Genomic DNA, 14,805 nt, shown 5'->3' on the forward strand with positions numbered 1-14,805 from the left:
TGGATCCGTTCCGAGAGGGGCGGATGCTGCTCGGCGGCGAGCCGCCGGCGTCAGTGCGCGTACTCCATCAGCTCGACCCCGAGCACATGGAAGGCGTCGTGCGCGCGCAGGCGATGGCTGATCGAGAGGTCGTCGAAGCACACCGTCATCGCGTAGGCGGTCCCGGCGCGCGGGCCGGCCAGCACCCCCGCCTCGGCGCGCACACCGCCGCCTCGGCCGGTCTTGTTGATGAACAGCAGACCGTGCTGATCGTGGTCGTGCGCGAACGGGTCGAGGCCGGTGGATGCCGCGACGAGGCTCAGGTCGTGCCCGAGGCTGAGCCATTCCGACACCTGGGCGCTGACGGCGGCATCGACGACTGCCGAGTTCACGAGCGCGGCGAACAGCCCGGCGAACTCGCGGGTCGTGCCGACCGCGACGTGAGGGGCATCGTCCGGACCGCGCCGGTCGCGGAACCGATCCAGCACGGCGCTGCGCGGCATACCGAGCGAGACCATGCGCGCGCGCACCTTCTCGTGCCCGACCGCGTCGAGCAGCGCGTTCGCGGCGTTCGGGTCACCGGCGGCAGCGGCAAGCAGCGCCAGGTCCGCCAGCGGCAGCGAGGGGGCGCGCAGGTTGCGCCACAGCCCCGAGCCGCTGACCACATCGAGCTCGGCGCGGTCGACGATCTGAAGCGGGTCGAGCCGCCCCGCTTCCAGCCCCGCGGCGACCTCGACCAGCAGGGGCACGACGCCGAGACCAGCGATCGGCAGCGGCACGTGGTCGTCTCCGGCCAGCACCGAACGGCCCGTGTCGAGGTCGGCGACGTGCACCGACACCTGCGCCCCTGATGCGGCGAGCAGTTCGAGCGCCCGCACGGTCGCACCGAAGGAACGGCGACCGGTGGCCGCGCGGCGAGGGGCGCGCCTGCTACTGCGCTGCGACCGGCGCAGCACGGCCGGCGGCCCGTCGACGGGCGCGTCGAACGGGTCGGGCACAGAGGAGTGCGAACTCACGCGTATTCCTCACGGGTGTGGGGGAGGCGGCGGATCCGGGTGCGCGATGCCACGCATCCGTCCGTCCCGGCTATCGTAGCCCCGCCGTCCTCCTCGCACACCTGCGCCGGAGAGTCGTTCACCAGATCGTGACGCGCTCCCCCTCCGGAAGGTGAAGGTCATCGCCTTCGGAGACGTCGAAGGCCTCGTAGAACGCGTCGATGTTGCGCACGATCTGGTTGCAGCGGAACTCGTTCGGCGAGTGCGGGTCGATCGTCAGCAGCCGGATCGTCTCGGCGTCGCGGCTCTTCTGCTGCCACACCTGGGCCCAGCTCAGCAGCAGTCGCTGCACGCCCGTGTAGCCGTCGATCACGGGCGCCTCGGCGCCGCCGAGCGACAGTTCGTACGCCTTCAGGGCGATGCCCAGACCGCCGAGGTCGCCGATGTTCTCGCCGATGGTGAGCGCGCCGTTGACGTTGTTCTCGTCGGGCAGGCCGACGGGCACGAGTGCGTCGTACTGGCCGATGAGCGCCTTGGTGCGCTCCTCGAAGGCTGCACGGTCCTCGTCGGTCCACCAGTCCTGAAGGCGGCCGGTGCCGTCGTAACGGCTGCCCTGGTCGTCGAAGCCGTGCCCGATCTCGTGACCGATCACGGCGCCGATACCGCCGTAGTTCGCCGCGGCGTCCCGCTCGGGGTCGAAGAACGGATACTGCAGGATCGCCGCAGGGAACACGATCTCGTTCATCAGCGGGTTGTAGTACGCGTTCACCATCTGCGGCGGCATGAACCACTCGTCGCGGTCGATCGGCTGCCCGACCTTCGAGATCTGCCTGTCGTGCTCGAACACCGTCGCGCGACGGGCGTTGCCGACCAGATCGGCCGGATCGATCTGGATCGCGTCGTAGTCGCGCCACTTGTCGGGGTGGCCGATCTTGGGCCGGAAGGTGGCCAGCTTGTCGAGCGCCTTGCGGCGCGTCTCGGGCCCCATCCACTCCAGCTTCTCGATGCTCTGCCGATACGCCTCGATGAGGTTCCCCACGAGCTCATCCATGGCGGCCTTGGCCGTCGGCGGGAAGTGCCGCTCGACGTAGATCCGGCCGACGGCGTCCCCGAGCGAACCCTCGACCAGCGAGACGCCGCGCTTCCACCGCTCGCGGATCGACGGCGTGCCCGTGAGCTCGGTGCCGTAGAACGAGAAGTTCTCTTCGATGATCTCGTCGGTGAGGTAACCGGCCAGCCCGTGCACGACCTTGGCGGTGAGCCACGCCTTCCAGTCGTCGAGACGGTCTTCGGCGAGCAGAGCGCCGAGCCCCTCGAAGAAGCTCGGCTGGAACACCACCAGCTCATCGAAGGCGCCGGGGTTGGCAGTCGCCACGGCATCCCGCCATGGCGTCATGTCGGCTCCGACGAGCTGCTGGAAGTCGTTCCAGCTCTTCAGGTTGTAGGTCTTCACGGCGTCACGCGACGCCACGTTGTCCCAGTGATGACCGGCGATCTCGTGCTCGAGGCCGAACGAGCGATCGGCGACGCCTGCGGCATCCGCGACGCCCGCCAGGGCGAGCAGTCTCTCGAGGTGAGCACGATAGGCCGCGCGGGTGCCTTCGAAGCTGTCCTGGCGGTAGTAGCTCTCATCTGGCAGCGACAGACCCGCCTGGACCGCGAACGGCACGTATCGCTCGGGGTTGCCGGGATCGGGTTCGACGAAGACGCCGATGAGCGCGGCCACGCCCTCGCGGTCGAAGGCGCCGACGGTGGTGAGGAACGAAGGGATGCTGTCGACGGCGTCGACCTTCGCCAGCTGCTCGTGCAGTGGCGCGAGGCCGAGCTCGGCGATGCGCTCGGTGTCCATGAAGCTCGTGAAGAGGTCACCGACCTTGCGCGCGAGGGTGCCGGGCTCGGCATCCTGGGATTCCTCGATGATCGCGCGCACGTCCTTCTCGGCCTGCTCGGCGAGCAGGTGGAAGGATCCCCAGCGCGCCTTGTCGGCGGGGATCTCGGCGGCCTCGAGCCACGCGCCGTTGACGTGGCGGTAGAGGTCGTCCTGTGGGCGGATGTCGGCGCTGAAGTCCGAGACGGCGAGGCCGGAGGGCAGAACGTCTGTCATGCCCCCAGCCTATTCGCCGGTCACGACACGGCGGCCGGCGGCCGCCAGTCAGCAGGTCCCCGCGGTCGAGACGCCGGCGAGCCGATCCGCGGTCCACGCCATCGCCTCCTCGATCGCCGGCGAGTCCGCCTCGACGAGCGAGAGATGGTCGCGCCCGCCGTATCCGCGGTAGTCGACGGACGCCCCCTCGCCGCACAGCCGCTGCACATAGGCGGATTGCATGTCATGGGCGATCAGCTGGTCGTCCACGCCCTGCCCGAGCAGCACGGGGACGTCCTTCGCCGCCGGCGGGATGTTCTGCGTCAGCCGCTCTCCCAGCGCGCCGCTGGTGGGATCGGCGGCGAGGATGTTCGGGTCGTCGGTGAGCGCCATCACGGTCAGCACCGACACGAGCATGTCGGGGGCGGCCAGGCACCGGGTGGCCATCTCGCGCACTGTGACGTCGGCTCCGGGACGGATGTAGCGGCTGAACGACACGTCGTCGTAGATCTCGCTGTACGCCGAGATCACGAACGATGCGAACACGCTGCCGCCGGTCACGTCGGGCAGTCGGTCGACCAGCCCCGTGAGGTCGCTCGCGGGGGCGAGCGCGACGCTGCCAGAGAGGGGGACGTCGGGTGCGTAGTCGTGCGCGATGGCCGCCGACCACAGGGTCGCGCCGCCACCCTGGGAGTGACCCCAGGCCACGGTCTGATCCGTGATGCCCGCGGCGTCGAGGTCGCGTGCGGCGCGTACGGCGTCGAGTTCGGCGCGCGCGCTGCCCTCGCCGATGAGGTAGGGATGCGGCCCCTCGGTGCCGAGGCCGATGTAGTCGGTGGCGACCAGCGCCCAGCCGTGTTCGAGGACGCGGTCGAGCACGAACATCGCGCCCGATCCGAACGGATCGGCTGCGAGGGAAGGCGCACAGGTGCGGTCGAAACCGGTGGTGCCGTGATGCCAGGCGATCGCCGGATGCGGCTCTCCATCTCCGGGCGCCACGACGATGCCGCTGGCGACCGCCGGGCTGCCGTCGCCGTGCGTGGTGGTGTACAGGATGCGCCAGGCGATGGCGCCGGAGGGGACGCCCCGTGTGAAGGGCTCGGCGCGGATCAGCTCGCCGGGCTCCCCCGGCACGGTGCGCGGTGCGGCGTAGAAGTCGTCGACGACCGGCGTGCCGTCGCGCAGCGCGATGGTCGCGACGACCGCACCCCCGGCGAGGACGACCGCGCAGACCGCTGCGATCGTACGCATCCAGCGACGCGGCAGCGTGTCGCGGCGCGGTGCAGGCCTGCGCGGCGTGCGGGCGCGCAGCATCCGGAGCAGTGCGGCGGCTCCGACGACGGTCAGCGACGCACCGAACACGACGGCGACGACCAGCAGAGTGATGTCGGGCCACACGATGGCCAGGATGCCGAAGGCGATGGCGGCGGCGCCGAGGAGCACCTCAGCCACCCGCCGATCCAGCGGGCTCTCGCGGCCGATCACGATCGCGCTGAGGCCGACTGCGCCGCGCACGATGAGGGTCACGCCGACCACGATCGCGAGCGCGCGCACGGTGAGGTTGGGCAGGACCAGCACGACGAGGCCGGTGAGCACGAGCGCAGCCGACAGCAGCACCCTCAGCCGGTCGCCGCGGGCAGCCGGGAGCAGCAACTCGAGCAGGCCCGCCAGCACGAGACCGGCTCCGATCAGCAGCGCCAGCACATCGAGCGCGGTGGTGGGGCGCGCGATCAGTACGATGCCCACGATCACCGCCGCAGCCGCGAGCGCAGCGACCGCCGGCCTGGGCAGGCGCCTGGCGAGTCGGAGGACGGCGGGAGCAGCGTCGCCAGCGGGCGAGGCGGCGTCGTGCGCCGGGTTCCGCGGCTCGAGGCTCTGCGGCGCGCGGTTCTGCTGCTCGGGCTGAGATGCGCCCGCTTCGGAGTCGGGTGTCACGGCGCCAGCCTATCCAGCCGCGCCTCGGGGCCTCGGGACGCCGGATCCGTTCCGCGCGCGGCCCCGGCATCCGGCGCCCTCGTTCAGCGCCGACGCCACCGTCGCAGGCGGCGGCGCGGCGCGGCGTCCGCCTCGGTCGCCGCATCCGTCCCAGCCGTGACGGCGGATGCCCTCGTCGCCTCTCGACGCGCTCGCCACGCCGCGACCTCGGTGTCGACGTCGCGCGTCCTGGTGACGACCGGAGGACCGCCCTGCAGCTGTCGCCGGGCATCGACGACGCGGCGGTTGAAGTCCTCGACCACCGCGCGCACGTCCTCCTCGCGGCGCAGCTCGTCGAGATCGCCATCGAGCTCTCTGTCCTCCACGCGCAGCAGCAGGGCGGGTGGGCCGAGGCCCGACAGGTTCTCGCTCTCGATCTTGCGGCGCACCCACCAGTCGGGGTCATGATGCGTGCCGAGACCCTCGATCGGCTTGCCCGCTCCGGGGAGATCGTCGAAATCGCCCCGCCGGATCGCGATCTGGATCGCCGTCTCGACGAACTGCGCCTTGTTCTCGGCGTTCAGCGTCATCGCCGGATTCTCGTCCTCGGGCTCGGCGTTCTCGCCGGCCGCGCGCTGCGCGCGGTACCGGGCGGCGTTGTTCATCGCATCCGACATCGGTCACCTCCGGTGGATCCAGGTTACGACGACCGGTTCGCATCAGCATCCCCCCGAGCCCATAGGCTCGAACAGTGCCCGCTGCCCGAACCCTGAATCGTGAGATCCTGCGGCTCGCCGTACCCGCACTGGGAGCGCTCGTCGCCGAGCCCGCGTTCCTCATCGTCGACGCCGCCCTCGTCGGGCATCTCGGTACCGTGCCGCTGGCGGGCCTCGGCATCGCGAGCGCCGTGCTGCAGACGATCGTCGGGCTGATGATCTTCCTCGCCTACTCGACGACCCCCGCCGTCGCCCGCCGCTTCGGCGCCGGCGAACCCGGCGACGCCGTGTCGGTCGGCATCGACGGCATGTGGCTGGCCCTTGGCCTCGGCGCCGTCCTCGCCGCGGCTGGAGCGGTCGCCACCCCCTGGATGGTGTCGCTCTTCGGCGCGTCCGACGACGTGGCCGCACAGGCGGTCACCTACCTGATGATCTCCATGTGGGGTCTGCCTGCCATGCTGGTCGTCTTCGCCGCGACCGGATTGCTGCGCGGCATGCAGGACACCATGACGCCGCTGTGGATCGCCGGTCTCGGCTTCGGCTCCAACGCACTGCTGAACTGGCTCTTCATCTACGGTCTCGGCTGGGGCATCGCCGGATCCGCCTTCGGCACGGTCACCGCCCAGTGGGGCATGGTCGCCGCCTACGTCGTCGTCATCCGCCGGCTCGCCATGCGGCACGGGGCGTCGATGAAGGCGCAGCGCGACGGGCTGCGCGGCACGGCACGCTCGGGCGGCTGGCTCTTCCTTCGCACGGTCAGCCTGCGCGTCGCCCTGCTCGCCACCGTCGGCGTCGCGACCGGCATCGGCACCCGCGAGCTCGCCGGCTGGCAGATCGCGTTCACCATCTTCTCCACCGCCGCCTTCGCGCTCGACGCCCTCGCCATCGCCGCACAGGCGCTCATCGGCAAGGGCCTCGGCGCGGGCTCCCACGACCAGGTGCGCCGCGTGCTGCGCCGCACCGTGGCCTGGGGCGCCTGGTTCGGCGTCATCGTCGGCGCCCTCATCGCCGCGCTCTCGGGCGTGCTCGGCATCGTGTTCACCGGCGACCCAGGGGTCGCGGCGCTGGTGCAGCCGGCCTTCCTCGTGCTCGCCGTCGCCCAGCCGATCGCCGGCATCGTCTTCGTGCTCGACGGCGTGCTGATGGGCGCGAACGACGCGAAGTACCTGGCCGTGGTCGGCGTGCTGAACCTGGTGCCGTTCCTGCCCGCGCTCTGGATCATCTCCGTCACAGGGGTCGACGGCGCCGCAGGTCTCGTCTGGCTCGCCACCGCGTTCTTCGGCATCTATCTGCTCGCCCGCCTCACCACGCTCGGGTGGCGTGTGCGCAGCGACCGCTGGATGGGCGTCACGGCCTGAGGAGGAACCGCATGGAATGGCCAGGAGACCGCCGCGCGATCGAGAGCTGGCTGCGCACGCGGATGCTGTCGGAGATCGGGGCCGACGCGGGCGCACGCGTCGGCGGGCTCGACCGGGTGCGTTTCGCCGTCGAAGCCACAGGCGCGGAGATCGAGCACCTGCTCATCGACGCGACGGGCGTGAAGGTCACGCTGCACGCCTCCGCGCCCTTCACGACCGATCCGCCACCGCCGAACGGCCCCATCGTGGTCTCGCGGCAGGACGGGATGCTGCGCTCGGCGCGGCTCGTCGCAGACCCGGTCAAGGTGCAGGGCTGTCCCGTCCATCTGGATGCCACCCTGAACGACCTCCCGTTCTCCTGGGTGACCTACGACACTGAGCTGACACCGGGCGACCCGTCGTCCCGGTACGGAGTCGATGAATCCGACGACCCCGCCTCGCCGACCGGCTCGTTCCGCGGTGCCCTGAGCGTGGATGACATCGGTCCGTTGCTCACCAAGGCGATGCGCCCGCTTCTCAGCGCCGAGGGTGTGCGGCTGCGCAGGCTCGCAGTGTCCGTCGAGAGCCCGGAGGCGGAACGGCTGCTCGTGCATGCCGTGATCTCGGCGAGGTGGAAGCTCCTTGCCGCGAAGGCCACTGCCGAGGTGGCCCTGCACATCAGCCCGGGTGCGGTGGTCACCGTCGAGCGGCTGCGGGTCGGCACGCGCAACCCGGTCGTCGCCCTCGGCCTGCGGCTGATGCGTGCGGAGCTGAAGGCCGTTGAGGGCCGCAGCTACGACATGAACGCGGATGCGGAGACGTTCCGGATCCGCGATCTGCGCTTCACCGTGGATGAGCGACTGACGGTCACGGGTCGGATCGGCTGAGAAGGCGGACCCCGCCGGCGACCCACCGCCCCCGCCGTGCCGGCCGCCGCACCGTGCCGGCCGCCCCACCGTGCCGGCCGCCGCACTGCCGGCCGCCGCACTGCCGGCCGCCGCACTGCCGGCGTCACGCCGGAACCGACACCAGCCCGCTGTCTCGACGCATCGCGTACCCCCAGGTCGCCACAGCGAGCAGCGGTCCCCACAACCAGAACGGCAGCATCAGCGCCATCTCCAGCGCTCCGGCGACGGCGGCGGTCCGCGTGGCCACCGCGACGATGAACTCGACACCGCCGACGGTGAACAGCACGGCGACCAGCACCGCCGGCACCACCGCGAGCAGGACCGGCACCTCGCGCCCGCCGAGACCCGCCAGCCAGCGGGGGAAGCGCTCGCCCCACGGGCGCACCAGTCCGATCGTCAGCACACCGCCGGCCAGCATCCCGGCACCGAGCATCAGCCCGGTGAGCTGCACCATCGGCTGGGCCGCGAACATCTCGGCGCTGCCGCCGAGCAGCGGCCAGGGAGTGAGCCAGCTCGCACGTGCCAGCACGTAAGGAACAGCGCACAGCGCCGCTGCGACCGTGATCGCCACGCGGTGCCTGCGCACCCAGATCGCCACGCCGCCGCGGTCACGCCGGGCGTCGAGAATCACCCAGACGATGAGCGCCGCCGCGGCACCGAGGTGCGCCAGGGCGACCAGAGCGGACGGCACGACGGGCGCAAACGCGGCGAGGATGCGCGGGATCAGCGCTCCCCCGTCGAGCCGGAGCACTGCCGACGCCACGAGCGCCGCGAGGACGGCGCCAACCGCCAGGCCGGCCCACGGCCTGCGCAGCAACAGCAGCACGACGATGACGACGGTCCCGCCCAGCACCGCGAGCGCGAACGCGTACCCCGCGACGGGGATCATGCCGCCCGGGGTCGTGACGGCGACGAACAGCGCCGTCACCACCGCAGCTGCGCGCAGAACGGCCCTCGTCCCCGTCGCACGGCCACCAGGGGCATACCGCACCGCGGAGTCGCGCGCCGCGGCATCCGACGCCTGCGCCATCACCACCACCGCGAGTACGCCGAGTGCACCGACGAACCCGATCGCGATCTCAGCGACAGGACCGGCAAGCGTGCCGACCAGTCCCGGCGGCAGTTCGCCGAACGTCTGCAGCGCAGCGGGCGCGAGCAGGCGCAGCACGCTGACGAGGATGACGGCCGACGCGCCGACGACCGCCACGAGGAACAGAGGAACACGATGCCGAGTGATCATGACTCCATGCTGAGGAACAGCCCTCGACCGGCACATCGCCCACCAGGGGCATCTCCTCACCCTCGCGGGTGAGATCGGCACATCATCCGCCCGGTCGGAGCACGCCGTTCTCGTACGCCCAGATCACCACGTGGACCCGGTCGGGCAGCGCGAGCTTCGAGAGCACGGCTTTGACGTGCGTCTTCACGGTGTTCTCCGACAGGAAGAGCCGACCGGCGATCTGCTCGTTCGACGCCCCCGATGCGAGCAGACGGGCCACCTCCTGCTCACGGGCGGTGAGCAGCGCCAGCGCTTCGCGACCGTCGCGCTGCCGGTGCCCGTCCCGAACGAAGCCGAGCACCGAGCGGGTGGCGCTCTCCGAGAGCACCGAGTCGCCCGATGCGACAGCGACGACGGCGTCGGCGAGCGCCGCCGGGGCGACATCCTTCGTGAGGAATCCGCTCGCCCCGGCCCGGATGGCGTCGTAGACGTACTCGTCGAGGTCGAACGTGGTCAGCACCAGCACGCGGCTACCAGGGCGCAGCCGGAGCACTTCGCGGGTCGCCACGATGCCGTCGACGCCCGGCATCCGGATGTCCATGAGCACCACGTCGACCGTATGCGCCCGCACGTGATCGATGGCCTCTGCCCCTCCGGCGACAGCCGTCACAGACGTGATGCGGTCGTCGCGTCCGAGCGTCAGCGCGATCGCGTCGCGGAACAGCTCCTGATCGTCCACGATCAGCACGCGGATGCTCACCGGCCCGCCTCCCCGAACGGCAGCCGCACGGTCACCGACCATCCGCCGTGCGCCTCGGGACCGGCCTCGAGCGTGCCGCCGACCGACGTCACCCGCTCGGAGGCGCCGATCAGCCCCGTACCCGAACCGAGACCGCCGCCCGCAGTGCCTGCGCCTCCGTCATCGGTGACCGCCGCGCGCAGTTCGACGTCGGACCATTCCAGTCTCGTCATGATGCGAACCGGATGCCGGGTGTGCCGCACCGCGTTGGTGAGCGCCTCGCGCACCGCACGATGAAGGGCCAGCACGGTCGGTGCAGGGAGGGGATGCCGGATGCCGCGCTCTTCGAACGACGCATCGCACAGCGGACTCCTGATCGCATCGACCAGCGCCGGGATGTCGTCGACCACGGGAGCCGGTTCGCGCGGAGCATCGGGATCAGCACGCACCACGGCGCGCATCCCGCGCAACGCCTCGCGACCTGTGTCGCCGACGACGGCGAGCGCCGCCGAGGCGCGGTCGGGATCGTCGTGCACCACCGCGCGTGCCGCGTCCGCCTGGGCGATCATCACAGTCATCGCGTGCGCGACCACGTCGTGCAAGTCGCGGCTGATCCGCATCCGCTCGTCCACGATCGCCTGCCCCATGCGCTCGTGGACCCTCTGCTCGGCCTGGGCACGTCGCACGCGCAGGAGCAGGCCGACGGCCCAGGCAGCGGTGACGGCGGCCGCCAGGCCGGCGAACGCCCCCAGCCGCAGCCCGGCACCGGCCCTGGCCGCGACAGCCAGTTCGGGAGCCGTGAGCGCGATCAGCGCCGCACCGAGCACCCCGCTGCCCCAGGCGGCCAGGCTGAGCGATCGCGGAGAGCGCGATGCGATCTGACCGAGACAGAGCAGATAGCCGATCCCCGACGGGTAGAGCGCCGCCGAGACCTCGAGTGCGAACGGCAGCACAGTGAGCGCGGCCATCGCAGCGGTCACCAGCGCGAATGCGGGCAGCGGATGCAGCACTGCCAGCAGCGGAGCGGCCAGCAGGACGATCAGCAGCGCGGCGACGGTGCCGGTCGCGGCCGGCGCGAGGGCCGCGCCTTCCTGGCCGAGCAGCACCAGGCTCGGCGGCAGCAGCACGACTGCGGTCACCACGGCGACGATCATGTCCGGCCGCAGCCACGTCGCCGAGCCGCTCACGGCGCGCAGGACAGGGGTCTTCCGAGTCGACATCGCCCTCATGCTCTCACGCGTCGTCGCCGGCCGGATCACCCGCGAGGGTGAGCGATCAGGCGTACCTGCGGCACCACTCGTACATCACGACAGCCGCCGCCGCGCTCGCGTTGATCGAGCGCGTGGAGCCGTACTGGGTGATCTCGATGTGCGCGGATGCCGCGGCCAGCGCCTCGGGCGAGAGCCCCGGCCCCTCCTGCCCGAACAGCAGCACGCATCGTTCCGGCAGCGCCGCCCTGTCGACCGGCACGGCCTCGCCGACGTTGTCGACCGCGATGATGGGAATGCCCTCGCTAGTCGCCCACGTCGAGAAGCCCTCCACGTCCTCGTGATGCACGACGTGCTGGTAGCGGTCGGTGACCATCGCGCCGCGCCGGTTCCAGCGCCTGCGGCCGATGATGTGCACGGTCTCGGCGAGGAAGGCGTTGGCGCTGCGCACGATCGAGCCGATGTTCATGTCGTGCTGCCAGTTCTCGATGGCGACGTGGAAGGGATGCCGCCTCGTGTCCAGGTCGGCGACGATGGCATCCATCCGCCAGTACCGGTAGCGGTCGATGACGTTGCGGGTGTCGCCGTGCTCGAGCAACTCGGGGTCGAAATGGTCGCCGGACGGCCACTCCCCCTGCCAGGGACCCAGCCCGTGCGTGGTGCGCTCCGGTGTGTCACCCGCGGTCTGATCGTCCATCCCCATCAGGTTAACGCCCGGACCATCCCCTCTTCGCTCCCGCCGCCGCCGGCACCCCGCCTCACCTCGATGAACCAGGGGCGCCGACGACGATTTAGGCACACCGAAAAGGAGCTATGATTTCGGCATGCCTAAATCGTCGCGGCGCGTGTACACCGGCATCATGCTCGGGGTGGCCGCGGTGCTGTCGCTGAGCGCCTGCGCCCCCGCTCAGGGCGGAGGGGGCGACCGCCCCGTGGTGCTGACGACCTTCACGGTGCTGGCAGACATCGCCGAGAACGTCGCCGGCGAGCACCTCACCGTCGAATCGATCACGAAGCCCGGCGCTGAGATCCACGGCTATGAGCCCACCCCGCGCGACATCGCGAAGGCGTCGGAGGCTGATCTCATCCTCGACAACGGGATGAACCTGGAAGCCTGGTTCTCGCAGTTCGTCGAGTCGATCGACGTGCCGCACGTCGTCGTCTCCGACGGGGTCGAGCCCATCGACATCACCGAGGACGCCTATGCGGGCAAGCCGAATCCGCATGCATGGATGAGTCCTGTGAACGCTCAGGCCTACGTGGACAACATGGTCGCCGCGTTCAGCGAGCTGGATTCCGCGCACGCCGACGACTACGCCGCCAACGGCGAGGCGTACAAGGCTCGACTGCAGGCCCTGCGCGACGACCTGGTCTCCGAGCTCGAATCGTTGCCCGAGCATCAACGAGCACTCGTGACCTGTGAGGGCGCCTTCTCGTATCTGGCCAGGGATGCCGGGCTCAGCGAAGCGTACATCTGGCCGGTGAACGCCGAGCAGCAGGCCACGCCGCAGCAGATCACGCGGACGATCGCGTTCGTCGAGAAGAACGACGTCCCGGCCGTGTTCTGCGAGTCCACCGTCTCCGACAAGCCGATGCAGCAGGTCGTGGAGGCGACCGGCGCCGATTTCGGCGGCATCCTCTACGTCGACTCCCTCTCCGAGGCCGACGGACCAGTGCCGACGTACATCGACCTGATCAGGCACGACGCCGAGACCATCATCCGCGGTCTCGCCGGAGCGGGATCATGACCGCGCAGCCCCTGTCGGCTGCGGGTGCCGCCATCCAGGTCGACGGCGTCGGCGTCCGTTACGGAGACGTGATCGCGCTCGAGGACGTGACGCTGCGCATCCCGAGCGGCCGCGTGACCGCGCTGGTCGGAATGAACGGCTCTGGCAAGTCCACGCTGTTCAAGGCGCTCACCGGGATGGTACGACCCGATCACGGCACGGTTCTGCTGAACGGCGACTCCCCCGCGGTCGCCCGGCGCCGGCGTCTGATCGGCTACGTGCCGCAGAGCGAAGACGTCGACTGGACGTTCCCGGTGTCGGTGCGCGATGTCGTCATGATGGGCCGGTACGGCCACCTCGGACCGACTCGTCGTCCCGGTCGGGAGGATCGTGAGCTGGTCGATCGCGCACTCGAGCGCGTGGAGCTCTCCGACCTCGCCGACCGCCAGATCGGCAGGCTGTCCGGCGGGCAGCGAAAGCGGGTCTTCGTCGCACGCGGGATCGCCCAGGATGCCACGATCCTGCTGCTGGACGAGCCGTTCGCGGGCGTTGACAAGAAGTCCGAGGCGATGATCGTACGGCTGCTGCGCGAATCGGCCGCCGAAGGGCGCACGGTGCTCGTCTCGAGCCACGACCTCCATGCCCTCCCCGGCCTGGCTGACGAGGCCGTGCTGCTGCTGCGCCGGGTGCTCTTCCACGGACCCGTCGCCGAGGCGCTGCGTCCCGAGCAGCTGACGCGCGCGTTCGGACTCGACATCCTCGGGAAGGAAGGCGCATGACCCTGCTCGAGCTCCTCCTCGAGCCGCTGCAGTACGAGTTCATGGTGCGCGCGCTCGTCACCACGGTCATCGCCGCCGTGGTGTGCGCTGTGCTGTCGTGCTGGCTGGTGCTGATCGGCTGGTCGCTGATGGGCGATGCGGTCTCGCATGCTGTGCTTCCCGGCGTGGTGCTCGCCTATGTGGTCGGTGCGCCGTTCGCGCTCGGCGCGCTGGTGTTCGGCTTCCTGGCCGTCGCGCTCATCGGCCTGATCAGGGGCACGAGCCGCGTGAAAGAGGATGCAGCCATCGGCATCGTCTTCACGACGCTCTTCGCGCTGGGGCTCGTGCTCATCTCGGTGACCCCCAGCCAGACGGATCTCAACCACATCATCTTCGGCAACATCCTGGGCATCTCTCAGGCCGACCTCGTGCAGATCGCGATCCTGGCGACCGCCGCCTTCATCGTGCTGATCGCGAAACGGCGCGACCTCACGCTGTACGCGTTCGACCCCGGGCACGCCTTCGCGATCGGCCTCTCGCCTCGGCTGCTCGGGGCACTCCTGCTCGGCCTCCTCGCCCTCACCGCGGTGGTCGCGCTGCAGGTGGTCGGCGTCATCCTGGTCGTGGCGATGCTCATCATCCCCGGCGCGACCGCCTACCTGCTCACCGACCGGTTCGGCATCATGCTGGCGCTCGCCCCCACGATCGCCGCCCTCTCGTCGGTCGCAGGGATCTACCTCAGCTACTGGCTGGATGCCGCATCGGGCGGCCTCGTCGTGGTCGTGCAGGGTGCCGTTTTCACCCTCGTCTACCTGTTCAGTCCGCGTCAGGGGCTGATCGGCCGGAGGCTGGCGCGCCGACGCGCTCTGCGGGCGCGCGGGTAGGCTCGAAGCCATGCCCTCCGCCCCTGCCACCAAGCATCGCGACGATTCCCAGGCGCGCCGCGCGATGAGGCTGTGCACCTGGATCGCGCTCGGTGCCGGGGCGCTCGGGGTGGCTCTGCTGATCTGGCCGCAGCTGCTGGCCGCCGGCGGGCCATGGGTTCAGCTCGTGCTGGGCGCGCTCACGCTGTTCTTCGCCTTCCGCGCACGCGCCATCGGCACTCGAGGAGTGAACGACTACGACGGACGGCTGTCGCTGCTGGCGGCGATGGCCGGCTTCGCGATCATGTTCTTCGCCGGTCAGGTGGCGTTCGGCACGCTCGTGCGGCTGGCAGGCTGAC

Annotated in this window: 14 protein-coding genes; 6 read left to right on the plus strand and 8 right to left on the minus strand. The window is 70.7% G+C overall.

Going from position 1 to position 14,805, the window contains the following annotated elements:
* Positions 1–50 precede the first annotated feature (50 nt).
* The 4 genes from RIN43_RS00495 to RIN43_RS00510 form a co-directional block, all read right to left on the minus strand.
* Positions 51–995 (minus strand): serine hydrolase, encoded by a 945-nt coding sequence (locus RIN43_RS00495; RefSeq protein ID WP_375163687.1) that lies wholly within the window; start codon positions 993–995, stop codon positions 51–53.
* 118 nt (positions 996–1,113) lie between these two features.
* The gene (locus RIN43_RS00500) at positions 1,114–3,078 is read right to left on the minus strand and encodes a M13-type metalloendopeptidase (RefSeq protein WP_309126911.1); all 1,965 of its coding nucleotides are present in this window, start codon (positions 3,076–3,078) and stop codon (positions 1,114–1,116) included.
* 48 nt (positions 3,079–3,126) lie between these two features.
* Positions 3,127–4,992, minus strand: coding sequence for a lipase family protein (locus tag RIN43_RS00505; RefSeq protein ID WP_309126912.1), 1,866 nt, complete (start codon positions 4,990–4,992; stop codon positions 3,127–3,129).
* Between the two features lie 83 nt (positions 4,993–5,075).
* The gene (locus RIN43_RS00510) at positions 5,076–5,648 is read right to left on the minus strand and encodes a DUF1992 domain-containing protein (RefSeq protein WP_309126913.1); all 573 of its coding nucleotides are present in this window, start codon (positions 5,646–5,648) and stop codon (positions 5,076–5,078) included.
* Between the two features lie 74 nt (positions 5,649–5,722).
* Between RIN43_RS00510 and RIN43_RS00515 the strand changes: the two genes are divergently transcribed.
* Positions 5,723–7,045 carry an MATE family efflux transporter gene (locus RIN43_RS00515; RefSeq protein WP_309126914.1) on the plus strand — a complete coding sequence of 441 codons (1,323 nt, stop codon included), beginning with the start codon at positions 5,723–5,725 and terminating at the stop codon, positions 7,043–7,045.
* Positions 7,046–7,056: 11 nt separating this feature from the next.
* The gene (locus tag RIN43_RS00520) at positions 7,057–7,911 is read left to right on the plus strand and encodes a hypothetical protein (protein ID WP_309126915.1); all 855 of its coding nucleotides are present in this window, start codon (positions 7,057–7,059) and stop codon (positions 7,909–7,911) included.
* A 124-nt stretch (positions 7,912–8,035) separates the two neighbouring features.
* On the opposite strand, the gene RIN43_RS00525 is transcribed toward RIN43_RS00520, so the two are convergent.
* From RIN43_RS00525 to RIN43_RS00540, 4 genes are all read right to left on the minus strand, one after another.
* Positions 8,036–9,172: a hypothetical protein gene (locus tag RIN43_RS00525; RefSeq protein ID WP_309126916.1), complete on the minus strand. Its 1,137-nt coding sequence runs from the start codon at positions 9,170–9,172 to the stop codon at positions 8,036–8,038.
* 82 nt (positions 9,173–9,254) lie between these two features.
* Entirely contained in the window at positions 9,255–9,911 is a 657-nt protein-coding gene (locus RIN43_RS00530; protein ID WP_309126917.1) for a response regulator transcription factor, read from the minus strand.
* Positions 9,908–11,110, minus strand: coding sequence for a histidine kinase (locus tag RIN43_RS00535; protein WP_309126918.1), 1,203 nt, complete (start codon positions 11,108–11,110; stop codon positions 9,908–9,910). Before RIN43_RS00535 ends, RIN43_RS00530 begins: the two co-directional genes overlap by 4 nt.
* Positions 11,111–11,165: 55 nt before the next feature.
* Complete coding sequence (locus RIN43_RS00540; protein ID WP_309126919.1) at positions 11,166–11,795, minus strand: TrmH family RNA methyltransferase; 630 nt, start codon at positions 11,793–11,795, stop codon at positions 11,166–11,168.
* A 127-nt stretch (positions 11,796–11,922) separates the two neighbouring features.
* Here RIN43_RS00540 and RIN43_RS00545 point away from each other — a divergent pair, with 127 nt between their 5' ends.
* The 4 genes from RIN43_RS00545 to RIN43_RS00560 are packed head-to-tail and all read left to right on the plus strand — an operon-like array spanning position 11,923 to position 14,804.
* On the plus strand, positions 11,923–12,846 hold the full coding sequence (locus RIN43_RS00545) for a metal ABC transporter substrate-binding protein (RefSeq protein ID WP_309126920.1): 924 nt from the start codon (positions 11,923–11,925) through the stop codon (positions 12,844–12,846).
* Entirely contained in the window at positions 12,843–13,604 is a 762-nt protein-coding gene (locus RIN43_RS00550) for a metal ABC transporter ATP-binding protein (RefSeq protein ID WP_309126921.1), read from the plus strand. Before RIN43_RS00545 ends, RIN43_RS00550 begins: the two co-directional genes overlap by 4 nt.
* Positions 13,601–14,467 (plus strand): metal ABC transporter permease, encoded by an 867-nt coding sequence (locus RIN43_RS00555; protein ID WP_309126922.1) that lies wholly within the window; start codon positions 13,601–13,603, stop codon positions 14,465–14,467. Before RIN43_RS00550 ends, RIN43_RS00555 begins: the two co-directional genes overlap by 4 nt.
* Before the next feature lie 10 nt (positions 14,468–14,477).
* The gene (locus RIN43_RS00560; protein WP_309126923.1) at positions 14,478–14,804 is read left to right on the plus strand and encodes a hypothetical protein; all 327 of its coding nucleotides are present in this window, start codon (positions 14,478–14,480) and stop codon (positions 14,802–14,804) included.
* Position 14,805: the final 1 nt, after the last annotated feature.

The sequence above is a fragment of the Microbacterium sp. genome, from assembly GCF_031178445.1.
In the GTDB taxonomy this organism is placed as follows: Bacteria; Actinomycetota; Actinomycetes; order Actinomycetales; family Microbacteriaceae; genus Microbacterium.